This window comes from Arthrobacter ginsengisoli, assembly GCF_031456935.1.
GTDB lineage: Bacteria > Actinomycetota > Actinomycetes > Actinomycetales > Micrococcaceae > Arthrobacter > Arthrobacter ginsengisoli.
In genome coordinates, this window is record NZ_JAVDVQ010000001.1 from 27,849 (window position 1) to 50,408 (window position 22,560).

The window sequence follows — 22,560 nt, forward strand, 5'->3', positions numbered from 1 at the left end:
GACTCCCGCTGCAGCAGGCCTGCCTTAGGGTGCTTCGGTGGACCGCGGAGCCGTGACGCCGACCGCAGCGGCCTGGACCTCCGCCACCTTGTCCACGGAATCCCGCAGGGCGGGCCAGTGCTCCGTGGCGGCTTTTACCGCATCCGGCACCAGGATCAGGTTGGCGGCCGACAAGTCACGCTCTGCCTCGCCCGGTTCCGGGACGACCTGTCCCTTCGACAGCACGGTGATGCCGGAGTCGGTGACCTTGAAACCGCGGGCCCGGTCCAGTTCGTGGTCGAGGCCGATCGCTGCGCCCGCCGGGACTTTGACGTTTTTATCGATGATGGCGCGCTTGACGACGGCGCCTTCGCCAATGTTGACCTTGTCCATCAGCACGGAGTCGAGCACCCGGCTGGAGGTCCCGACATACACGTCGTTGGAAAGCACGGAGCCTTCCACAATGCCACCGGAGATCACGGTGCCGCTGGCAACAATCGAATCGAGTGCCGTTCCGACGGTGTTTTTCTTGCCGCGCACGAACTTGGCAGGCGGGGAGATGCTCTGCCGTGTGTAGATCGGCCATTCGGAGTTGTAGAGGTTGAACACCGGTACCGGCGAGATGAGGTCCATGTGCGCATCGTAGAAAGAGTCGATGGTGCCGACGTCGCGCCAGTAGGTGCGGTCGCGTTCGGTGGATCCGGGGATCTGGTTCATGGTGAAGTCGTAGACGCCGGCCTCGCCCTTGTCGACGAAGTAGGGAATGATGTCCCCGCCCATGTCGTGCTTGGTGTCCAGCCGTTCGGCGTCGACGTGCAGGGCCTCGACGAGCGCGTCGGCGTCGAAGACGTAGTTCCCCATGGAGGCGAGGAACTGGGAGGGGTCCGCGGCCAGCCCCGGCGTGGAGGACGGCTTTTCGACAAAGGCGGCGATCTTCTCCGGGTTGGTTTGGTCCACTTCGATCACACCGAACTGGTCCGCCATGTGCAGCGGCTGGCGGACTGCCGCGACCGTCGCCTTGGCGCCGCTGGCGACATGCTGGTCCACCATCTGGGCGAAGTCCATCCGGTAGACGTGGTCCGCGCCGACAACGACGACGATGTCCGGGTTGGCGTCATGGATGAGGTTCAGGGACTGGTAGATGGCGTTGGCGCTGCCAAGGAACCAGCTCTTCCCGACGCGCTGCTGCGCCGGGACCGAGGCGATGTAGTTGCCCAGCTGGGTGGACATCCGCCAGGTTTCGGAAATGTGGCGGTCCAGACTGTGCGACTTGTACTGCGTCAGGACAACGATCTGCAGATAGCGGGAATTGACCAGGTTGGATAACGCAAAGTCTATGAGCCGGTAACTGCCTGCGAACGGTACGCCGGGTTTGGCCCGGTCCGCCGTCAGCGGCATAAGCCGGTTTCCCTCGCCACCTGCGAGGACAATGGCCAAAACCTTTTTATTCGGCATAGTGAACGCTCCTGAACGCCGTTGTACTTCCCCAAAACAGTCCGGCACGCCCGAACGTCTTCACACTAGATCAGTTCCACCGTAACGACTACCTTGGGGTTTGTGCGTATAGACATTGTGACCAAAGAATTCCCGCCCGAAATCTATGGCGGCGCCGGGGTGCACGTGGCCGAGCTCAGCAGGGTGCTCGCCCAACACGTGGATCTACAGGTGCGTGCCTTCGGCGCGCCCCGTGAGCCGGAGTACCACGGTGCGACGGTGACGTCGTACGCCGTGCCCGAGGATCTCGGCGGGGCGAACGCCGCGGTGCAGACCCTGGGGGTTGATTTGCGGATCGTCCCGGACATCGCCGGCGCGGACCTGGTGCACTCGCACACCTGGTATGCCAACATGGCGGGGCACATCGCGTCGTTGCTGCATGGCATTCCGCATGTGCTCAGCGCCCACAGCCTGGAACCGCTGCGCCCGTGGAAGGCCGAGCAGCTCGGCGGCGGCTACGCCCTGTCCTCGTGGGTGGAAAAAACCGCGTACGAGGCCGCGGCCGCCATCATCGCCGTGTCCGAGGGGATGCGCCAGGATATCCTCCGCAGCTACCCCGACGTGGACCCGGCCAAGGTCAAGGTGGTGCACAACGGCATCGACGTGAGCCAGTGGAACCGGGACGAGGGCGAGGACATCATCCGCGCCCTCGGGATTGATCCGGCACGGCCCAGCGTGGTCTTCGTGGGCCGCAACACGCGCCAGAAGGGCGTCCCGTACCTGCTGCGGGCGGCCGCCAAGCTGCCGGCCGACGTCCAGCTGGTGCTGTGCCTCGGTGCCGCGGATACCCCCGAGCTGGCGGCCGAGACGGCACGCCTGATCCAGCAGCTGCAGACCCAGCGCAGCGGCGTCATCCTGATTGAGCGGATGCTGCCGCGCAACGAAGTGATCCAGGTGCTCAGCCACGCGACCGCGTTCGCCTGCCCGTCCATCTACGAACCGCTTGGCATCGTGAACCTTGAAGCGATGGCCTGCGGGGCCGCCGTCGTGGCCAGCGCCACCGGCGGGATCCCCGAAGTCGTCCGGCACGGGGAGACCGGCCTGCTGGTGGACATCGAGCAGGTCACCGACGGGACGGGCATCCCGCTGGACCCGGAGAAATTCGTCACCGACTTCGCCGAGGCGCTCACCGCGGTCGTGTCCGATCCGGCCCGGGCCCGCGCCATGGGCCAGGCAGGCCGCCGCCGGGCCGAGGAGCACTTCTCCTGGGAATCCATCACGGAAACCACCCTTGAGGTGTACCGCTCGGTTCTTCCCACTCGTTCCTGACACCTGCACCGGAAGGGCAGACGACGGCGGCGCCGCCCCGGCCAAGGGGGCGGCGCCGCCGTCGTATACGCCGTCGTTGAATGACAGCCGGGTCAGGCGCCGTGCGCCCTGGTCCCGTGGGCCTGGCGGGCCAACAGGATCTTCTCGTCCACCGGAGCATCGCCGCTGGCGCGCTGGGCGCGGAAGTGTCCGCGTGCCTCGTCCTGGCGGACCTTCTCGGCGCCGGTGGCGATCTCCGCGCGGAGATGTTCCGGACCGAAGCCGAAGGCGTCAACCAGGTCCAGGGCGTGCGGGCGGACCTTCACGAGCAGCCGGTTGATATAGTCACCCACGGTCCGGGCGCGCTGCATGGAGAGCCGGCCGTTCATCAGGTACCAGGACAGGTTCTCTTCGATCAGGGACAGCCCGAAGAGGTCGCGGAGCCAGGTCAGGACCTTCCTGGTATCCGGGTCACTGACCTGGCCGAGAGCCTCGGTGAACGCCTCCCACTGCAACAGCTCGGCATGCGCCTGGGCTGCTTCGATGAGTTCATTCTGGTGGCTGTTGAACAGGGCAGCCCCCTGCTGCTGCGGCAGCCTGTTCGCACCCCTGAGGGCCGACCCGACTTCGGCGACCATGGTCTGTACCCGGTCGGTCAGCAGCGCGCGCTGGCTCGCTTCGTCCTTGATCGCGATGGCCGCCCTCTGCACCGAACCGGTATCCGCCATGAACTGCGCGACGCCGCGCAGGCCGGTCCGGTGGATGGCGGCACCGGTGGCCTGGCCGGCCACGTAGCGGGCCAGCACGCCGAAGTTCACGTGCCGGAATTCCTTGGCGTAGTCGGCCAGCAGCCGCTTGGCGACGAGCTGCAGCAGGACGGTGTTGTCACCTTCGAAGGTGGCGTAGACGTCGAGGTCGGCGCGCAGCGAGGCAAAGCGGTTCTCGATCAGGAAGCCGGCTCCGCCGCAGGCCTCGCGGCACTCCTGCAGGGTATCGAGCGCGTGCCAGGTGCTGAGCGGCTTGAGGGCCGCCGCGAGGGTTTCCAGGTCCTGGCGGTCCTCGTCCGTGTCAGCGCGGCCGGAGAAGACGTCGTCGAACTTCTGCAGCAGCTGTTCGCTCGCGAAACCGGCGGCGTAGGTCCGGGCCAGCCGGGTGAACAGCCGGCGCTGGTGCCGCTGGTAGTCCAGCAGAACTTCCTCGTCGGTCTGCGAGGAGGCGTTGAACTGGCGGCGTTCCGTGGCGTACTGGATGGCCGTCTTCAGCGCCAGCTTTGACGCCGTGACCGCAGAGCCGTCGAGCGAGACTCGGCCCTGGACGAGGGTGCCGAGCATGGTGAAGAAGCGTCGGCCCGGGCTGGCGATGGGGGAGCTGTAGCCGCCGTCGGCGTCGACGGTGCCGTAGCGGTTGAGCAGGTTGGTGCGCGGGACCCGGACGTGCGTGAAGTGCAGCCGGCCGTTGTCGATGCCATTCAGTCCGCCCTTGACGCCGTCGTCCTCGCCGCCGATGCCCGGCAGGAATTCCTTCGTGTCGGGATTGCGGAGGTCCATGTAGAAGGCGTGGACGCCGTGGTTGACGCCCCGCGTCACGAGCTGCGCGAAGACGACGGCGGCCACGCCGTCCACCGCGGCGTTCCCGATGTAGTCTTTCCAGGCCGCCCGGAACGGCGTGTGCACCACGAATTCCTCGGTGGCCGGATCGTAGGTGGCGGTGGTGGCGATGCTGGCGACGTCCGAGCCGTGCCCGGTCTCGGTCATGGCAAAACAGCCGGGAATGTCCAGGTTCATGATGCCGGGCAGCCACTTCCGGTGGTGCTCCGCGGTGCCGAGGTGGTTCACGGCGGAGCCGAACAGGCCCCACTGGACGCCGGCTTTGATCTGCAGCGACGGGTCGGCGATGACCAGTTCCTGGAAGCCGGCCACGTTGCCGCCGTGTTCGTCGGCGCCGCCGACGGATGCGGGGAAGGCGCGGTGTACGGCGCCGTTCTCCACCAGGATCTTGAGCTGGCCAAAGGCGCGCCGGCGGTGTTCGGTATGGGTCAGGCCCTCAAGTTTGTGCAGCTCCGGCCGGCCCGCCAGCGCCCGGGCGGTGCGGCGGGTGTCGGCCCACTTTCCGAGGAGCAGTTCACCCAGCGCGGCGACGTCGACGACGGGGGCCGCCGCCTGCGCTCCGGACGTGCCCGCCCGGGGTGGCACCGCAACGCGTGCGGCTGCCGCGGCTGCGGCAGGAGTGTTCTTGGCGGCGCCAGCGCGGCGGTCGGCCAGTTCGATCATGTCGATTCCTTCGTTGATTCTGACAAGGACGGCGGTGAAGTCAAGGGTGCTTGTTCCGCGGCGGGCGCGGAGCGGAGCTCGGGGGCGATGCCGAGGCAGAGCCAGTCGGTAATCTGGCGGGCCATCGCCTCCTGGTCCGGCTTGGCGGGGGAGGCCGGGCTGGCGAGCCATTGTTCGCCGGCGTTCCGGACCAGGCCGATGGCCGCGTTCGGCCAGTACCCGATCACGGCCTCGCGACCGGCGGAGTCCCCGAGGTGGTCGCGCATGGGGCCGGCGATCATGTCGCTGATGGCCGCAAAAAAATGGCCCAGGGCACCCGCGGTGGCGATGGTCCCGTTCGCGGCTTCCGCTTCCCCCGGGGTGTAGCGCGTGACGAACGTGTACACATTGGGGCTGGTTTCCGCCATTTGCAGGTAGGCGGAGACCATCGCGAACAGTCCCTCGCGGGGGGTCTGGGCGCTCTGCGCGGCTTCCTGGATGCGGCGCTGCATCTGGCTCAGCACGACTTCGCCCACCGCCTGCTGCAGCCCGGCCTTGTCGCCGAAATAGCGGTAGAACACGGATTTGGAAGTTCCCGCCGCCGCCGCAATGTCCTCCATCGGGGCGTCGCTGCCGAGTACGTGCACGGCCTTGCGGGCCGACTTGATCAGCTCCCGGCGGCGTTCCTCCCGGTGCGACTGCCAGCGCGAGGCGCGGCCGTCCACACCGCCGGCACCGGCGGCAGCGGAGCCGGACGTGGTGCCGCCGGGAAGTCCAGTCTGGGGGATGTTCACGATACCCAGCGTATCAGGTACGCTGGGTATCGGTAACCCGCTTTGATCGAAGGAGACAGCCCATGTCCGTCAACGGACAGTCCACACCCGGACCAAAGGATTCGACCCCCGCCGCCACGACGCCGGCCTCCAACGCGTCCGGGGCCCCGGCGGCAGGAAGCGCGGCTGCTCCGGCCGCGGCAGCGGGAACGCCGCGGCTCCGCAAGGCAGTCATCGTCGGCGGCAACCGCATCCCCTTCGCCCGGACCGGGGGCGCCTATATCAAGTCCTCCAACCAGGACATGCTGACCGCGGCCCTGGACGGGCTGATCGCCCGCTTCGGCCTGCAGGACGAACGCATCGGGGAAGTGGCCGCCGGCGCCGTGCTTAAACACTCCCGTGACTTCAACCTGGCCCGCGAAGCCGTGCTCGGCTCCGCCCTGTCCGCGGAGACCCCGGCCTACGACCTACAGCAGGCATGCGCCACCGGGCTGGAAGCAGTCCTCGGCCTGGCCAACAAGATCAAGCTCGGACAGATCGAATCGGCCATCGCCGGCGGCGTCGACTCAGCCTCGGACGCCCCCATCGCGGTGAGCGAGGGCCTGCGCCAGGTGCTGCTCGACCTGAACCGCGCCAAGACAGTCCCGCAGCGGTTGCAGGTCCTCAGCCGTCTCCGACCCAAAGACCTCACCCCGGACGCCCCCGACACCGGCGAACCGCGCACCGGCCTGTCCATGGGAGAGCACCAGGCGCTCACCACGTCACAGTGGAAAATCACCCGCGAAGCGCAGGATGAACTGGCCTTCAACAGCCACCGCAACCTGGCCGCCGCCTACGAAGCCGGCTTCTTCGATGACCTGCTCACCCCCTACCGCGGACTCACCCGGGACTCCAACCTGCGGGCCGATACCAGCCTTGAGAAGCTGGCGGCGCTGAAACCCGTCTTCGGCAAGAACCTGGGCGCCGCGGCGACCATGACGGCCGGCAACTCCACGCCGCTGACCGACGGCGCCTCCACCGTGCTGCTCGCTTCCGAGGAGTGGGCCGATGCCCATGACCTTCCCATGCTGGCCACCGTCGTCGACGGCGAGGCAGCGGCCGTCGACTTCGTCCACGGCAAGGACGGTCTCCTCATGGCACCGGCTTTCGCCGTGCCGCGGCTGCTGGCCCGCAACGGGCTCAGCCTCGACGACATCGACTTCTTCGAAATCCATGAGGCCTTCGCCGGTACCGTGCTGAGCACCCTGGCCGCGTGGGAGGACGAAGACTTCGGCCGCACCCGGCTGGGTCTGGACGGGGCCTTCGGCAGCATCGACCGGTCCAGGCTCAACGTCAACGGGTCCTCCCTCGCGGCCGGACACCCCTTCGCCGCCACCGGCGGACGGATCGTCGCCTCGCTCGCGAAAATGCTGCACGCCACGGGCCAGGTGGACGGCCGCCCGGCCCGCGGCCTGATCTCCATCTGCGCCGCCGGCGGCCAGGGCGTCGTCGCCATCCTTGAAGCCACTGGGGGGACCCGATGACCGACACGTACACACAACTGGTGAGCAAGGGCCTCGGCAAGGACATTGCCAGGAAACTTGGGCTTCCCCAGCCGGTGGTGCTCCGGCGCCACCAGCGGGGCCAGCCGCTGATGACCGGTCCCGTCCTGGTCCAGGGCGCGGGCAGCGGCGCGGATGAGCTCGCCGCAGCGCTCCTGTCCTGGCAGCTCGATGTGCGCCGCCATGCGGTGCCCCGGGAAAAGCTCGGCGCCATCATCCTCGTACTGGACCAGCTGGCGCGCCCGGAGGACCTGGCGAAACCGGTGCTCACCGCGGCCGCCTCACTCCGCGACCTGGCCCCCAATGCCCGCGTCATCACCGTCTCCCGCAGCGCCGGTGACACAGTGGACCCCGCCGCCGCGGCCGCGCGACAGGGGGTGGACGGACTGCTCCGCTCACTGGCCAAGGAGCTCCGCGCCGGGGCCACCGGAAACGGCATCCTGCTCGCCGGCGGCGCCCGCACCACCAGCCCCAGCACGCTGGGCGCGCTCGGGTTCTTCCTCTCCGGCCGCTCGGCGTTCGTCGACGGGCAGTTCCTCACCGTCGGCTCCGCCGGGGGGCAACTCCCGGCCGACGCCGAGAAGCCGCTCGCGGGCAAGGTCGCCGTCGTGACCGGTGCCGCGCGCGGCATCGGCGCCGCGATTGCCCGCACGCTGTACCGCGACGGCGCCACCCTCGTCGTCGTCGATATCCCCGCGGCCGGCGACCACCTCGCCGCGGTGGCCAACGAGGTGCACGGCACGGCGCTGCAGCTGGACATCAGCAGTCCGGACGCGGGCCAGCGGATCATCGACCACGCCGTGGAACGACACGGGCGCCTGGACATCGTGATCCACAACGCCGGAATCACCCGGGACAAGCTGCTGGCCAACATGGACGAAGACCGCTGGAACTCGGTGATCGCGGTCAACATCGCCGCGCAGCTGCGGATCAACGAGGCGCTGCTGGCATCAGAGCGTTTCCGCAGCTCGCCGCGAATCGTGTCCGTCGCCTCCACCAGCGGCATCGCCGGCAACCGCGGCCAGACCAACTACGCCGCCTCGAAGGCCGGCGTAATGGGCATGGTCCGGGCCACCGCACCGCTGATCGGCACGCACGGCGGCTCGGTCAACGCCGTCGCCCCGGGGTTCATCGAGACGGAGATGACCGCGAAGATCCCGTTCGCCACCCGCGAGGTCGCCCGCAGGCTGAACTCCCTGCAGCAGGGCGGACATCCCGGCGACGTCGCCGAAGCGGTCGCGTTCCTGGCCAGCGATGCAGCCGGTGGCATCTCCGGCGAGGTGCTGCGGGTCTGCGGGCAAAACCTGGTCGGAGCATGACCGCTGCGCAGCCCGTCATTCTGGGCGAGATGCCGTCGCTGTCCAAGCTGTACCTGAACGCGGCCGCCACTGCCGCCCGCCGACGGGTACTGGGCACCCATTCGGGCGCCAGGCTCCCGGAAACGCGGCACGAGGTCCGCGACGTGAAGGCCGCGGTGGAGAACCTCACGGCGTACCAGCACCTGATCGGCGAGACCGCGAGCGATGTCCTGCCGGCCGGTTTTGTCCACGCGCTGGCGTTCCCGCTGGCCATCAGCGTGATGAACCGGGATGATTTCCCGCTGCCGCTGCTGGGGATGATCCACCTGGAAAACAAGGTGGTGCAGTCGGCGCCGATCCTCTTCACCCAGGCCCTGGACATCCGGGCCTGGGCGGAGAACCTGCGCGGTCACCGGTCCGGCAGCCAGCTGGACCTGGTCACGGAGGTGCGCGGTGCGGGTGAGGAGGAGGTCCGCTGGCGCGGTGTCTCCAGCTACCTGGCGAAGGGCGTGTTCCTGCCGGCAATCGACAAGCCCACGGCCGCTTCGGTTCCGCCGGGCTTCTCGGCGCCGGATCCGACCGCGCTCTGGCTGCTGGGGGTGGACACGGGGCGCGCCTACGCGGCCGTGTCCGGCGACTTCAACCCGATCCACTTGAGTGTCCTCTCGGCCAAGGCCCTGGGGTTGCGCCGGTCGATCGCGCACGGCATGTACCTGGCGTCGAGGGCCCTGGCGGACGTGGGCGCGGCGAAGGGCGATGCGTTCTGCTGGGATGTGTCCTTCGATGCGCCCGTGTTCCTGCCGGCCCGCGTCGCGCTGGACATCAGCACCGTGCAGGCCGACGGGACGTGGCAACGCTCTGACTATGTCGCCTGGAACTCACGTTCCGGGCGCAAGCACTTCAGCGGGGCGGTTGCCCCGCTCTAGCTGCCGGCCGTGGAGGATTTCGCCACGCGAAGCATCCGGTGCAGGCTCATCAGGATTGACTCGACGGCGCTGGGGGCGCCGGCCGCCGTTTCCCGGGAGCCGACCCGTGCCGTCAGCGCCTTAACGGCGGAGTCGGCCGCTTCGATCCGCTCCAGCTGCTCGTCCGGGGCCTCCTCCTCGACCGAGCGCAGGACATCGCCAACGGCGGTCATGGCGTCGGCGAGTGGCTCCGCGTATTCATCCGGCACGACAAACGGTGTGTCCTTGGCCCAGATGACATCCGAAAGCACCTGCGTCACGTCCTGGACATGGAAGGTCACCCGTTCCAGGTCCCGCAGGTTCCGGTAGTCCAGCTCGATGTCCCGCGGGTGGAGCCGGCGCCGCGGGTTCGCCCGCCGGCTGGCGTCCGCCTTCTCCACGGCCAGCCGGACCGAGCGTGCGGAGGCTTCGAGCGCGTCCGACCGCTTTGACCAGTCTTCATGCTGTGGCGGCCAACTCTCCTTCAGCGCCTTGGCCATGTCCCGGAGCTGCTGGGCGAGGGCCAGGCGCAGTTCCGCGATGCTGAGTTCGGCGGCACGGAAGTGCAGCGGCGGGAAGACCAGCAGGTTCACGAGGATGCCCACCGTGACCCCGACCCCCATCTGCAGGAGGTAGCCAAAGGAGAACTGATCCGGATTGTGCCCACCGACCAGCAGGACCAGGAGCGCCGCCGTCGGGATCCAGTCCCGGCCCGCGCCGATCTTCGGGAGTCCGGCGAGGATAACGCCGAATCCCATCACGATGCCGACCGTCAGCGGCGTCGGACTGCCGAGGATGAACAGCACAAAGGCCAGTCCCACCCCGATCGCCAGCCCCACGAGCGTCTGCACACCCTGCCGGACGGAGCCCGCGACATTCTCGTACATCGCCACCAGGGCGCCCAGCGGAGCGTAATAGGGGTAGTCGGCCGCGGAGCCGGGCATCAACGGCGCGAGCGCGAAGGCAATGCCCGCAGCAAGTCCGGCCTTCAGGGCCAGCTGCAACCGGGGCCACAGCAGCGCCGAGGTCACATTGCGGGCGGCGGTCTGCCACAGGCGCCGGAGCCGGGAGGGGCCGGCGGCGTGCGTGGCCTCGTCTGTTGTAGTCATCCCGGCTCACCCTAGGCGGGCGATGTTGCTGCGACAAATGGAGGGACCCCGCCGGGGGACTGCCGGAATCAGCCTGCCCCGTGCCCGGCAGCCACTTCTTCCCCGGCCCGGACCGGCCCCGGCGGTGTGCCGTGGCCAAAGGGGCGTCCGCCGAGGGATTCGCGGCCGTGCGGGGCCAGCCAGTTGCCCAGTTCCGGCCCGGCCGGAACGATCCCGGTGGGGTTGATGTCCTCGTGGACGATGTAATAGTGCTGCTTGATCTGCACGAAGTCGATGGTGTCGCCGAAGCCTGGGGTCTGGAACAGATCCCGGGCGTAGGCCCACAGCGCGGGCATCTCGCTGAGCTTCTGCCGGTTGCACTTGAAGTGTCCGTGGTAGACGGCGTCGAACCGGGCCAGCGTCGTGAAAAGGCGGACGTCGGCCTCGGTGATCGTGTCTCCCACGAGGTACCGCTGGGCCGTGAGGCGCTCCTCCAGCCAGTCCAGGGCGGTCCAGAGCCGGAGATAGGCGGCGTCATAGGCTTCCTGCGAGCCGGCGAAGCCGCAGCGGTACACACCGTTGTTCACCTCGGTGAAAACCCTCTTGTTGACCGTGTCAATCTCCTCGCGCAGTGCCTCCGGGTAGAGTTCCGGGGCGCCTGGCCGATGGTATTCGGTCCACTCGGTGGAGAAGTCCAGGGTGATCTGCGGGAAGTTGTTGGTCACGACCTGGCCGCTCGCGACGTCGACGACGGCGGGGACGGTGATGCCGCGGGGGTAGTCCGGGAACCGGCGGAAGTAGGCCTCCTGGATCCGTTCCATCCCGAGCACCGGGTCCTTGCCGCCGGGATCCAGGTCGAAGGTCCAGGAACGCGCATCGTGTGTGGGTCCGGGCTGGCCGAGGGAAATGACGTCCTCCAGGCCAAGGAGCCGCCGGACGATCACGGTCCGGTTGGCCCACGGGCAGGCGCGGGCCGCGACCAGCCGGTAGCGCCCCGGCTCGACCGGCCAGCCGGGCTCGCCATTCCGGCCGGGAGCGCCGTCCCGGGTGATCCGGTCCTCGATGTAGTTGGTGTCCCGGTTGAACTCCTCGCCGCCGGTGACGTAGGAACCCCTCGTGCTGAACCCAGGGTCGTCCGTGTGTGTTTGACTCATGGTTCCAGCCTATGCCCGGAGTCCACCGGGTCCCGGCAACATTGCGCCAGGCACGGATGCGAACACCTGCGACATCGGCTGCCAGGCAAACCACCAGGCGGCACCAACGACCGCGGCGAACAGTACGATCCAGACGGCAGCGGGGATGCGCGTGGCCCGGGAGAGCAGGTACGCGTCGGACGTCGCCAGCCGGTCGCGGCGCCGCAGATGAACATTGCCCAGCTTGCCGAGGTCCCGGACGGCGGCGACCAGCAGGGCCAGGCCGAGCACGATCATGACATGGCCGTTGAATTCCGGCGGGACGAACAGCACCAGCAGGACGGCGCCGAGCACCGCGCCGGCGGTGATGAGCAGCCCGATGCCGTTGCGGATGAACAGGAAGGAGGCCAGCAGGATGAGGGTTCCGATTGACATCGCCGCCGGGCCCCAGCCGCTGAAGCCGCTCCAGACCATTCCGGCGCCGACGACGGCCGGCACGGGGTAGCCCCAGAAGGTGGACCAGACAGCGGCCAGGGGTCGCCGGCTGTAGGTGGTGGTGGTGCCCGAGTGGTCCAGGCCGAGGCGGATGCCGCCGAGGCGCTGCCCGGTCATGAGGGCAGCGAAAGCATGGCCGAGTTCGTGGGTTACCGTGGCCAGCAGCCCGAAGTACCGCCACGTCGCCCGCGGCAGCGAGAGCGCGACGGCGATCAGGATCACCAGGGCGAGTTCGGTGCCGGTGACGTGCGGGACGGGGGACTGCGTGAATCCGGCGACGATCCGCGCCCACCAGGTTTCGGCAGCGTCGGTCATATTGATGTTCGTCCCCGTGGCCCCGCGGCGCCTGCCGGGCCTGCGCTGTGCCGGATGCAAAACGGTGTCCAGGGCCGTGCCTCCAGCCGGCCCGCCGAAATCTCCTCGCCGCAAACCTCGCAGCTGCCGTAGGTGCCGGCATCGATCCGCGCCAGGGCTGCCTCGATCTGCACCAGTACCCGTCCGCTCTGCTCCAGCAGGGCCGAAGCCTGGGAGAGCTCAAAGGCAATCGTCGCGCCCTCGGGGTCGTGTTCGTCGTCGACATTCGAATCCTGCCGGGCGGCGTTCACAGAACTGATGTCCCGGCGAAGTGCGGGAAGGAGCGCAAGCTTCCGGCGGCGCTCCTCGTCGAGGAGAATCCGGAACCGTTCGACGTCGACCATAGGCTGCAAGGCTAGCGCGGACGTTGGTGCCGCGCCTAAAACCACCGCCGGAAGAGCGGCCGGCGGGCTGAGCCGGGGAGGGCCGGCACCGAGGGGCCCAAAGGCCCGTGGCTCCGGGCGGGCGCCGCCGTAGAGTGAGGAAGAGAGCAGCCCTTCAGCCGAGCCAGGAGACGTCATGGAGCAGCCAGCCAACACCCTGAACAAAGATCCGGACGAGGAAGCCGGGGCCCTGGCCGCGGTGGAGCAGCACCACGCGGGCATGCTCAAGCGGCTCAACGCCCTGGCTGCGACGCTCAGCCACGCCGTACAGTCCGGAGATACAGTGGCGGAGCACGACGCCCATGAGGTGCTGGTGGAGTGGTGCGAGAACGATCTCGTCCCGCATGCGCTCGCCGAGGAGGGGCCGCTCTACAGCGGGCCGCGGAACATGCCGCAGGGCAGGCTCCTCGTTGAGGGGATGCTGGCCGAGCACCAGGTGATCGTGGGCCTGCTCGAGGAACTGCGCGGATCCACCGGGGTGGAAGCCGCAGTGGCTGCCGGCTCCATCCGGAACATCTTCGCCCTGCACCTCGATAAGGAGAACCGGCTCCTGATGCCGTTCATCGCGGCTTCCCCCGAACTGTCGCTGGCGCGGGCCGTGGAGGGCCTGCACGAACTGGTCGGGGTGACCGACGTCCATCATCACGGGACGGTGGGCGGGGACAGCGTCTAGAGTTGCCCCATGGCGGACGGGATGATCCACGACAACGAGAGCGTGGCAGCGGCACTCCTGCGCGAACTCGCGGCAGCCCACGGCGTGGGCACTTCCTACTGGGGCTGGGACGGCGTCGAACGCTCCGTTTCGGACGGCACCCTGCGCAGTGTCCTGGCGGCGCTGGGCGTCCCGGCCGGGGACGCGGACGGGATGGAACGCTCCCTCGCGGAGGCCAGGCTGGCACCGTGGCGGCGGCTGCTGCCGCCGGTCGCCGTTGCCCGTGAGGGGCAGGAGTTCCACCTCAATGTCCATGTGCCCCACGGAAGCACGGTCAGCGTGTGGGTCGTCGCCGAAGACGGTAGCCGGTACGAGGCGACACAGCTGGAGAACTGGGACGCGCCGGTCGACGTCGACGGCGTCCTCACCGGCCGGGCAACCTTCGCGGTCCCGGACCGGGTGCCCCTCGGCTGGCACACCCTGCTGGCAGACAACGAAGGCGCGTCAGCCCGCTGCCCGCTCGTCGTCACACCGCGGCGGCTGGGCACGACCGAGGCGCTCGCCGGGCGGCGGAACTGGGGGCTAACGGCCCAGCTCTATTCCGTGCGATCCTCCCGGTCCTGGGGCATCGGCGACTTCGCAGACCTCGCCGACCTCGCGACGATCACCGGGCAGGACGGCGCCGGTTTCCTGCTGGTCAACCCGTTACATGCCGCCGAGCCCCGGCCGCCGGTCGAAGACTCGCCCTATCTGCCCATGACAAGGCGCTTTTTCAGCCCCCTCTACCTTCGCGTGGAGGAGATCCCCGAATACGGCTACCTTGACCCGGCGGGACGGGCCGAGGTAGAGCGGCTGGCCTCTGGGCAGCATGCCGTCAACCATTCCGCGGGCCTGCTTGACCGGAACACCAGTTACGGGGCCAAACTGGCTGCCCTGGAGCTGGTCTTTGGAGTCCCGCGCGACCCCGCCCGGGCAGGCGCGTTTGCGGACTTCTGCACTGAACAGGGGCAGGGACTCGACGACTTCGCCCTCTGGTGCGCCCTGGCCGAGAAGCTCGCCCCGGGGGCACCGCAGTGGGCCGCGGAGGCGTCCACGCCGGAAACCGCCTACTGCCGGGAGCAGCGTGCCCTGCTCGCCGGCCGGATCGAATTCCACCGCTGGCTGCAATGGCTCTGCGACCAGCAACTTGAAGCTGCCCAGCGCTCGGCCCGGGCGTCCGGCATGGAAATCGGGATCATCCACGATCTTGCGGTGGGCGTGAAACCCGGCGGGGCGGACGACTGGTCCCTCGCCGGGGTGCTGGCCCGGGGCGTCACGGTCGGCGCGCCACCGGACATGTTCAACCAGCAGGGACAGAACTGGACCCAACCGCCCTGGCATCCGGCACGGCTGGCCGAGTCCGGTTACGCCGCCTACCGGGACATGCTCCGGACCGTGCTGCGGCACGCCGGCGGGATCCGGGTGGACCACATTCTGGGCTTGTTCCGGTTGTGGTGGATCCCCGAAGGGGCTGGGCCGGGGGAGGGAACCTACGTCTATTACGACCACGAGGCGCTGCTTGGAATTCTGGCGTTGGAGGCGCAGCGGGCCGGCGCAATCGTGATTGGCGAGGACCTGGGAGTGTTTGAGCCGTGGGTGCGGGACTACCTGGCCGGGCGCGGCATCTTCGGTACCTCCATCCTCTGGTTTGAGCACGACGCCGACGGCCCGATCCCGCCGGAACGGTACCGGCAGCAATGCCTGACCAGCGTCAACACCCATGACCTGCCGCCGACGGCCGGATATCTGGCCGGCGACCATGTGACCCTCCGCGAATCCCTGGGATTGCTGCGGCGCCCGATCGAGGTGGAACGCGCCGAGGCGGCCGCGGAGCAGCAAGCCGTGCTGGACCTCCTGCAGGAACGCGGCCTTCTGCCCGGGCCCGGGCGCCAGAATGTGCAGGACACGGTCGAAGCGCTGTACGCCTTCACCACCCTGACGCCCTCGTCGTTGCTGGGAGTCGCGCTGGTTGATGCGGTGGGCGAAACCCGGACCCAAAACCAGCCCGGAACCAGCACGCAGTACCCCAACTGGCGCATCCCGCTGGCCGGTCCGCGCGGACCCGTCCTGCTCGACGCGCTGCAGGACGATCCAGGCTTCCGCTCACTCGTCGGCACCATGAAAACGGCGCTGCACCAGCAGGTGTAGCAGCGGTGCGGGTCCCCTGCCCTGATACGTGTCAGTATTGGCGCCACCCCGGGAAGGTGGCACTGTGGCCCGGGATACCGGGCCCGGCTAGCATGTAGCGATGAGGCGCGTTGCCAGACCCTCCCTGGCCGTAGTCCTGGCGCTGGGCCTGGCCGGGTGCATCGGTCCTGAGCCGGCACCCGACCCGTCGCCGTCGGCCAGCTTAGCGCCGCCGTCGCAGCCGGCCACGGGGACGCCGGTGCCGTCCGGCCCGGCCCGCCAAGGCACCGTCGATCATGTCGTCATCATCGTGATGGAGAACAAAGTCGCCAGCCGGATTCTCGGAGCCGATGACGCGCCCTACCTCAACAGCCTGGCGAAGGACTACGCCCTGGCCGCCAACTACCACGCGGTCACCCGTCCCAGCCTGCCGAACTACCTCGCCCTGACCAGCGGTACTACTGCCGGTATCACGAGCAACTGCGACCCCGCGGCCAGCGACTGCCAGGCCAGGGTCCGCACCATCGCCGATGAAATCACTGAGACCGGAAGAGTATGGCGGATGTACGCCGAAGGCATGCCCGAACCCTGCATGGCCGGCAATTCCGGCCGCTACGCGGTGAAGCACAACCCGTTCATGTACTACCCCTCGGTGACCGGCGACCGGGAGTTGTGCACGGACCGCGTGGTGCCCTTCAGCCGGCTGGACGAGGACCTGAAGACCGGCCGGAGCCTGCCGGACTACGTTTTCATCACTCCGGACATGTGCAGCGACACTCACGACTGCCCGGTACGGACCGGCGACGACTGGCTGTCGCGGCAGGTTCCCAAAATCCTCGCCGCACCCGCGTTCAGCTCCACGAACTCCCTGCTGGTGGTCACCTATGACGAGGGGAGCGGTTCCAGCAACCACGTTGCCACGGTCTTCGCCGGACCCGCGGCGCGGAAAGGCTACGTCTCGGAAACCCGATACACGCACTATTCCTTGCTGCGCACGATCGAAGACGCCTGGGGCCTGGATCCGTTGACCGACAATGACCGCGGCGCCGCGGGCATGGCCGAACTGCTCAATTAGCAGCCACAAAGAGGAACGACGCCGGACGGTTCCCCTCGCCGTATGTTTCGCCAAACATTGGCGCCGTCACCGCACCGACGTGCCCACAGTAGCTGGGCATGTCGGTGTAGCTGCGGCCGCCAGGGGTGGGACTGCCTGTGGGACGAAATAACCGACCGGACGGCGGACTTTCTAGGGGAGTCCATGATGCTTCGCGGCGGCAAGTTCTTTGACCCAGTCGGGGGTGGCGCGGCCGAGCCGCCGGTCTGTGACGAGGCGGAGCTTTGCGGCGGCGATTTGAACACCGCGGTCCCGGGATGCCGCCCGGTTCCCGGGGGCTGCCGCTTCCGGTGCCGGAACGATGGTCGGCCGGGCCGGTGCCCGGTCCAGCGGGTCGACCCACGCGACCGTGATGATCTCGAGTTCCTCGGGACTGGCCAGTTCACTCTCGGCCTGGACCGCCATGATGCCCAGGCCCAGTTCGGCCCGGTTCGGGTCGGCGGAGAGCGAGCTGTCCAGGGCCCACTGCGTGCGGTGCCACCATTCACTGCGGTTGTCAGCCTCCCGCTGCTGGGCCAGGGCTGCCGTGTCAGCGGCGGCGCGCTGGTTCAGGGTGCGCAGGCTGATGACGGCACCGATGAGGGCTGCGATCAGCACAGCCAAAGGGCCCAGGGCGGCGAGAACCTGCCACCACTCGGCGGGGCCGGTCTGGACGAAGACTTCGACGGGATCTGCAGACGGTGTCACGGCAACAGCTTAGCCGTGGCCCTCTCACCGGGCCCACGCGTGGCCGGCCGGGGACAGGCCGGGGACAGGCCGCGGTCAAGGGGAGTGTCCTAGATGTCCGCGAGGGTCAGCGCCGGGGGCGAATTTCCGTCGACGTCCAGTACGCCGAACTCCTTAGCGACCGCGGCCGCGACCAGCACCTGGCCGGTCCGTGTCATCAGGTCCGGATCGTGGAACAGCGCATTGATCACGCGGCCGATGAACTCAGGGCTTTCGCTGGTCGAGAGATCGAATGCGCCATATTTCGCCGCCGCCAGGACTGCCTCGGTTCGGACCAGGCCGGGGTACAGCGAGATGACCGGAACAGCGAATGGTTTCAGCTCCACGGCCATGTCGGACGTCATTTTATCCGTCGCCGCTTTTGCGATGCCGTAGATCGTATTGCCGAGGTGGCGCTGCGCCGACCAGAAGCTGATGTTGATGATGAGGCCGCGGCGCCGCGGTGTCATCATGCGCGCCGCGTGGGCCGAACACACGAAGGCCGCGCGAACTCCGGCGTCCATCATCCCGGTCCAGCGATGCGGCGGTTGTTCCCAAAACGGCGCAGCCCACGTGAACACGCCGCCTTCGACCATCTTCTCGTAGCCGCCCCAGGCGCAATTGACGAGGAGATCGAGGCCGCTGCACTCGGACCGGATCGTTTCAAAGACGCGCGCCGTCTCTTCGTCGTTGAGATGGTCGCAGCGCAGGCGCCGTATCCCTGGCGGCAGGTCCGCCTGGTCGATTGAGCGGCCCGAGCCGTAAACCCGGAACCCTGCTGCCAGAAGGCCAAGGGCGATGCCCCGGCCGACGCCCCGGCTCGCACCGGTCACGAGCGCGACGAGCCCCGTCGCCGCTTCATTGTGTTCGAGATCGTTGGGTTCAAGATCGTTGGTCATGCCAAGGGGCCCCGCCTGCCTTCCGTTCCGGGACCTCATGCTACGCCCGGACCCGGGCCCTGGACCAGCACCGGCACGTCCCGTCAGCCGCAAGGGTGGGCGGACACAGCGTGGGACCACGCTTCGGAAAAGACGTAGGCTGATGCTCGTACGCGATGGACAGGAGGCTGCGGTGACCGGGACGATGGTGGGCGGGACGACAGTGGGCGCGATGACAGTCGGCGAGGTGATGGCCGAGCTGGCTGCGCTTCAGGACCCGCGGGCACGCGAGGTGAACGAGAAACACGGTGACGATCACGGTGTGAACCTCAGCAAACTGCGCGCGCTGGCGAAGCGGCTGAAGACGCAGCAGGACCTTGCGCGCCGGCTCTGGGCGACGGGTGACACCGCGGCGAGACTGCTGGCGATCCTGATCTGCCGCCCGAAAGCGTTCGAGCGTGACGAGCTGGACGGCATGTTGCGCGAGGCGCGGATACCCAAGGTGCACGACTGGCTGGTGAACTACGTGGTGAAGAAGAACCCGCATTCCGAGGAGCTGCGCCTTGGCTGGTCCGCCGATCCGGATCCCGTGGTCGCGAGCGCCGGCTGGGCGCTGACCACCGAACGCGTGGCGAAGCAGCCCGGGGACCTCGACCTCACAGGACTCCTGGACGTCATTGAGGCGGAGATGAGAGACGCCCCGGACCGGCTGCAGTGGGCGATGAACCACTGCCTGGCGCAGATCGGGATCGAGCACGCCGGGCACCGCGCACGTGCAATCGACATCGGCGAGCGCCTGGAGGTGCTCAGGGACTACCCGACTTCCCCCGGCTGCACGTCTCCGTTCGCCCCCAGCTGGATCGCCGAGATGGTGCGCCGACAACACGACAAGTAGGACGTCTCGCGCCCACGCGCGGACTACGATCGCGGTATGGGGTCGACAGGGGAGTTGTTCGAAGGGCCGCCCGCCGGGCTGCCGGCGCCGATATCACGCGGCAGTGCGATGTACCGGCCAGAGGCGGGCCCTGCGGCGGCCGTCAGGCATGTCGGAGGCTATGCCCCGTTTATTGAATTCTGTGCGGCGCATGGCGCGCGGGCCGACGAACTGGCGTCGGACCCTGGACGGCTCATGTGGTTCCTGCGCAGGTTCGGCGCCCAGATTGAAAACGACAGCACACTGAAAGCTGCGGCGGCAATCTTTGCTGGAAACACTATCGCCGCGCTGCGGCCGGATGCGCAGTGGACTGCCTACGAAGGCAGTTCTCCCACGGTGGGGAACCGGGCGAAGCAGTTCGAGGTCGACCGCCTGCTCGACGGTCTGCGCAGCGCGGACGATGAAGCGGTGCAAGGGCTCGTTTCTGTGCTGTCGGACTGGGCCCGGGAAGAGCCGGCTGAGCGTCTGGCTGTGCAGTCCGTCCCGGCACTACTGACGGCAGGGCAGCCCCGCTATGTCCGGCCGAGCCTGCCGACGACGACCTACTACTCCCGCGACGGGGAGCCCATTCCATACAGCCGGCAATGGGGCTCAGACGGGCCCGACCCTGATTCCTACAGTGTGGACAGCCATCCCGAGCGTTTCGCCGGGCTTCACGTGGTCGCCCGCGCTCTAATCGACCATCTCACGGCCGTTTACGACGTCGACGTCCACGAGGATCCGGTCCAGGCCGCGGAACTGCAGCTGGAGGCCAAGAACGTGCTGCAGTCGGTCAAGCTCACCCCGCGGGATCCCCGAGCTGCATCCCTGACGTTTGTGCTGACCGGCTATCCGGGAGTCATCGTGCACGCCGGGGTCCTGCACGACTTCCCGTTTCCGGTCTGCGGCTGCGACGCGTGCGACGAAACGGCTGAGACAGTGGCGGACCGGATGGAAATGCTGGTGCTCACGGTCGCCGCCGGCGGGTACAGCGAGCGCTACCCGGTGGGCAGCCGGCGGTGGAGCGAATATACACTGAACGCCTTCGACGGCTCCGGCTCTGAAAGCGGTAGCGGCGAACCCGGCCCCGGCCCCGTCGCCGCCTCGCGCCTCCACGGCGCCGGGAGCCGGCTGCGGGATGTGGCCGGCGGATGGAGCCCCTGGCCGTTGCGCGGGCGGTGAGGGATGGGGGTGTCTGACAGACACTGCCACCGCGTGCTGGGGCTGCGTAGCGTGGTGGACGTGGACAGTAAACAGGAAATCCGTGACTTCCTGATCTCGCGGCGCGCGAAGATCAGCCCCGAGCAGGCGGGCATCCCGAGCTATGGTGAGCTGCGCCGTGTGCCGGGCCTGCGCCGGGAGGAAGTGGCACAGCTCGCCGGGGTGAGCACGGACTACTACACGCGGCTGGAACGCGGCAACCTGCGGGGCGTCTCGGATTCGGTGCTCGAGGCTGTCATCTCCGCCCTTCAGCTGGATGAGGCCGAGCGGGCACACCTGCTGCACCTGGCGACGACGGCCAACGCACCGTCGCGCCGGGCGCCGCGCCGGCCACCGCAGCAGCGGGTCCGTTCCGGTGTGCTGCGGCTCCTGGACGGTATGACCGGCGTCGTAGCCCTGGTCCAAAATGGCCGTTCGGACGTGCTGGCCGCCAACCTGCTGGGCCGGGCGCTGTACGCCGAGGTGTTCGGTTTCGCTGCGGCGTCGGATCCGGAGTCTCCGGGCCGGCCGCCTAACCAGGCGCGGTACCTGTTCCTTGATCCGCACGCCAGTGACTTCTACCCCGATTGGCGGTCGATCGCAGCCACGACGGTGGCGATGCTGCGCTCGGAAGCGGGGCGGAACCCCCACGACCGGGCGCTGAATGAACTGGTCGGGGAGTTGACCACGCGAAGCGGGCAGTTCGCCGCGTTATGGGCAGGGCACGACGTGCGGATCCACACCACGGGGACCAAACGATTCCACCACCCGGTGGCCGGGGATTTGTTGCTGCAGTTCGAGACGCTCGCCCTTCCCGGCGATGAGGGGCAGACACTTTTCGCCTTCACCGCGGAGCCAGGCTCCGCGTCCGAAAACGCGCTGGCGTTCCTCGCAAGCTGGGCGGCCTCGCCGCCCGAAACCACCGCGGGCGGTGCTGCCGGTGGAACGACCGTCCCTGACCTGCGCTTCTCCGCGCAGCCAGGCAAACGTAATCCAGGAAAGACAGGTCCATCACATGACAGAACAACACCACACGAGTGAACAGAAGGAAACCAAGCCCCGGAAGGAGGTCTGGTTCATCACCGGCGCAGGCCGCGGGCTGGGGACGGACATTGCGCGGGCGGCTCTGGCAGCCGGCCACGCGGTGGTCGCCACCGGCCGGAACCCGGGGAAGGTCAGCCGGGCGCTCGGCGGGAACGGGAACCTGCTGGCCGTGAAGCTCGACGTCACCGACCCTGCCGATGCGACGGCGGCCGTCCGGGCGGCCGTGGACCGGTTCGGACGGATTGACGTGCTGGTCAACAACGCCGGCAATTTCAATGCCGGATTCTTCGAGGAAATCACCCCGGAGGACTTCCGGGCGCAGATCGAAACCACCATGTTCGGGCCCATCAACGTCACCCGCGCTGCCCTGCCGGTGCTGCGCGCCCAGCGCTCCGGTCTGGTCGTCACGATCTCGTCCACCGCCGGCATCGTCGGCGGGGAATTCCTCACCGCGTACGCCGCCTCGAAGTTCGGCGTCGAGGGCTGGGCGGAGTCCCTGGCCCCCGAAGTCGCCCCGTTCGGCATCCGCACCATGATCGTGGAACCGGGGTTCTTCCGCACCGAACTGCTCACCCCGGAGTCCACCCGGTACGCCAAATCCACCATCGAGGACTACGCCGAGCGCACCCGGCAAACCGTCGCCGCCTGGCAAAGCATGGACGGACGGCAGGGCGGGGACCCGGCCAAGCTCGCCAACGCGCTGGTCGAACTGGCCCAACTGGACGAGCCGCCGCTGCGCTTCGCCGCTGGAGCCGATGCTGTCGGAGTCTTCGCGGCGCGGGCAAAGGAACTCCAGGACCAGGCCGACGCCCACCTCGAACTCTCCAACAGCCTGGCCCACGACGGCGCTTGACGCCCCGCATCGTTCCGTTCCGCCCTGACGCCGGCACCTGAGGTGGCGTTGCGGCC

The 22,560-nt window shown here is 68.5% G+C and carries 20 protein-coding genes; 11 read left to right on the plus strand and 9 right to left on the minus strand.

Annotation, left to right across the window (positions count from 1 at the left end; all coding sequences use genetic code 11):
* Positions 1-24: 24 nt before the first annotated feature.
* Complete coding sequence (gene glgC / locus J2X01_RS00145) at positions 25-1,434, minus strand: glucose-1-phosphate adenylyltransferase (RefSeq protein WP_310049331.1); 1,410 nt, start codon at positions 1,432-1,434, stop codon at positions 25-27.
* 102 nt (positions 1,435-1,536) lie between these two features.
* On the opposite strand from glgC, the gene glgA reads away from it, so the two are divergent.
* On the plus strand, positions 1,537-2,742 hold the full coding sequence (gene glgA / locus J2X01_RS00150; protein WP_310049333.1) for a glycogen synthase: 1,206 nt from the start codon (positions 1,537-1,539) through the stop codon (positions 2,740-2,742).
* Positions 2,743-2,834: 92 nt separating this feature from the next.
* Here glgA and J2X01_RS00155 read toward each other — a convergent pair whose 3' ends face one another.
* Positions 2,835-4,991, minus strand: coding sequence for an acyl-CoA dehydrogenase family protein (locus tag J2X01_RS00155; protein WP_310049334.1), 2,157 nt, complete (start codon positions 4,989-4,991; stop codon positions 2,835-2,837).
* Positions 4,988-5,764, minus strand: a complete 777-nt coding sequence (locus tag J2X01_RS00160; RefSeq protein ID WP_374724899.1) for a TetR family transcriptional regulator — start codon at positions 5,762-5,764, stop codon at positions 4,988-4,990. The genes J2X01_RS00155 and J2X01_RS00160 overlap by 4 nt, the downstream gene beginning before the upstream one ends.
* Positions 5,765-5,826: 62 nt before the next feature.
* Here J2X01_RS00160 and J2X01_RS00165 point away from each other — a divergent pair, with 62 nt between their 5' ends.
* The 3 genes from J2X01_RS00165 to J2X01_RS00175 are packed head-to-tail and all read left to right on the plus strand — an operon-like array spanning position 5,827 to position 9,508.
* Entirely contained in the window at positions 5,827-7,266 is a 1,440-nt protein-coding gene (locus J2X01_RS00165; RefSeq protein WP_310049335.1) for an acetyl-CoA C-acetyltransferase, read from the plus strand.
* Positions 7,263-8,603 carry a 3-oxoacyl-ACP reductase gene (locus J2X01_RS00170; RefSeq protein WP_310049336.1) on the plus strand — a complete coding sequence of 447 codons (1,341 nt, stop codon included), beginning with the start codon at positions 7,263-7,265 and terminating at the stop codon, positions 8,601-8,603. Before J2X01_RS00165 ends, J2X01_RS00170 begins: the two co-directional genes overlap by 4 nt.
* Positions 8,600-9,508: a MaoC/PaaZ C-terminal domain-containing protein gene (locus tag J2X01_RS00175; RefSeq protein WP_310049337.1), complete on the plus strand. Its 909-nt coding sequence runs from the start codon at positions 8,600-8,602 to the stop codon at positions 9,506-9,508. The genes J2X01_RS00170 and J2X01_RS00175 overlap by 4 nt, the downstream gene beginning before the upstream one ends.
* Here the strand turns inward: J2X01_RS00175 and J2X01_RS00180 are convergent.
* The 4 genes from J2X01_RS00180 to J2X01_RS00195 all read right to left on the minus strand — a co-directional run bounded on the left by J2X01_RS00180 (position 9,505) and on the right by J2X01_RS00195 (position 12,940).
* On the minus strand, positions 9,505-10,635 hold the full coding sequence (locus J2X01_RS00180; protein WP_310049338.1) for an FUSC family protein: 1,131 nt from the start codon (positions 10,633-10,635) through the stop codon (positions 9,505-9,507). The two genes, J2X01_RS00175 and J2X01_RS00180, sit on opposite strands and share 4 nt — an antisense overlap.
* Positions 10,636-10,703: 68 nt before the next feature.
* Positions 10,704-11,768 (minus strand): glutathione S-transferase family protein, encoded by a 1,065-nt coding sequence (locus J2X01_RS00185; RefSeq protein ID WP_310049340.1) that lies wholly within the window; start codon positions 11,766-11,768, stop codon positions 10,704-10,706.
* Positions 11,769-11,777: 9 nt separating this feature from the next.
* Positions 11,778-12,557: a M50 family metallopeptidase gene (locus J2X01_RS00190; protein WP_310049341.1), complete on the minus strand. Its 780-nt coding sequence runs from the start codon at positions 12,555-12,557 to the stop codon at positions 11,778-11,780.
* On the minus strand, positions 12,554-12,940 hold the full coding sequence (locus J2X01_RS00195) for a TraR/DksA family transcriptional regulator (RefSeq protein ID WP_310049343.1): 387 nt from the start codon (positions 12,938-12,940) through the stop codon (positions 12,554-12,556). Before J2X01_RS00195 ends, J2X01_RS00190 begins: the two co-directional genes overlap by 4 nt.
* A gap of 175 nt (positions 12,941-13,115) precedes the next feature.
* Here J2X01_RS00195 and J2X01_RS00200 point away from each other — a divergent pair, with 175 nt between their 5' ends.
* The 3 genes from J2X01_RS00200 to J2X01_RS00210 all read left to right on the plus strand — a co-directional run bounded on the left by J2X01_RS00200 (position 13,116) and on the right by J2X01_RS00210 (position 16,872).
* Positions 13,116-13,652: a hemerythrin domain-containing protein gene (locus J2X01_RS00200; RefSeq protein ID WP_310049346.1), complete on the plus strand. Its 537-nt coding sequence runs from the start codon at positions 13,116-13,118 to the stop codon at positions 13,650-13,652.
* 9 nt (positions 13,653-13,661) lie between these two features.
* The gene (gene malQ / locus J2X01_RS00205) at positions 13,662-15,818 is read left to right on the plus strand and encodes a 4-alpha-glucanotransferase (RefSeq protein WP_310049348.1); all 2,157 of its coding nucleotides are present in this window, start codon (positions 13,662-13,664) and stop codon (positions 15,816-15,818) included.
* Positions 15,819-15,918: 100 nt separating this feature from the next.
* Positions 15,919-16,872, plus strand: coding sequence for an alkaline phosphatase family protein (locus J2X01_RS00210; protein WP_310049350.1), 954 nt, complete (start codon positions 15,919-15,921; stop codon positions 16,870-16,872).
* Between the two features lie 171 nt (positions 16,873-17,043).
* On the opposite strand, the gene J2X01_RS00215 is transcribed toward J2X01_RS00210, so the two are convergent.
* Both J2X01_RS00215 and J2X01_RS00220 read right to left on the minus strand, forming a co-directional pair.
* Positions 17,044-17,598, minus strand: a complete 555-nt coding sequence (locus J2X01_RS00215; protein ID WP_310049352.1) for a hypothetical protein — start codon at positions 17,596-17,598, stop codon at positions 17,044-17,046.
* 89 nt (positions 17,599-17,687) lie between these two features.
* Positions 17,688-18,515, minus strand: coding sequence for an SDR family NAD(P)-dependent oxidoreductase (locus tag J2X01_RS00220; RefSeq protein WP_310049353.1), 828 nt, complete (start codon positions 18,513-18,515; stop codon positions 17,688-17,690).
* 184 nt (positions 18,516-18,699) lie between these two features.
* On the opposite strand from J2X01_RS00220, the gene J2X01_RS00225 reads away from it, so the two are divergent.
* From J2X01_RS00225 to J2X01_RS00240, 4 genes are read left to right on the plus strand one after another with little or no spacing between them, the layout of a single operon-like run.
* Positions 18,700-19,389 (plus strand): DNA alkylation repair protein, encoded by a 690-nt coding sequence (locus J2X01_RS00225; RefSeq protein ID WP_310050169.1) that lies wholly within the window; start codon positions 18,700-18,702, stop codon positions 19,387-19,389.
* A gap of 36 nt (positions 19,390-19,425) precedes the next feature.
* Positions 19,426-20,589 (plus strand): DUF6226 family protein, encoded by a 1,164-nt coding sequence (locus J2X01_RS00230; protein WP_310049356.1) that lies wholly within the window; start codon positions 19,426-19,428, stop codon positions 20,587-20,589.
* 60 nt (positions 20,590-20,649) lie between these two features.
* Positions 20,650-21,648 carry a helix-turn-helix transcriptional regulator gene (locus J2X01_RS00235; RefSeq protein WP_310049359.1) on the plus strand — a complete coding sequence of 333 codons (999 nt, stop codon included), beginning with the start codon at positions 20,650-20,652 and terminating at the stop codon, positions 21,646-21,648.
* Positions 21,623-22,504 carry an SDR family oxidoreductase gene (locus tag J2X01_RS00240; protein ID WP_310049361.1) on the plus strand — a complete coding sequence of 294 codons (882 nt, stop codon included), beginning with the start codon at positions 21,623-21,625 and terminating at the stop codon, positions 22,502-22,504. The genes J2X01_RS00235 and J2X01_RS00240 overlap by 26 nt, the downstream gene beginning before the upstream one ends.
* Positions 22,505-22,560 lie beyond the last annotated feature (56 nt).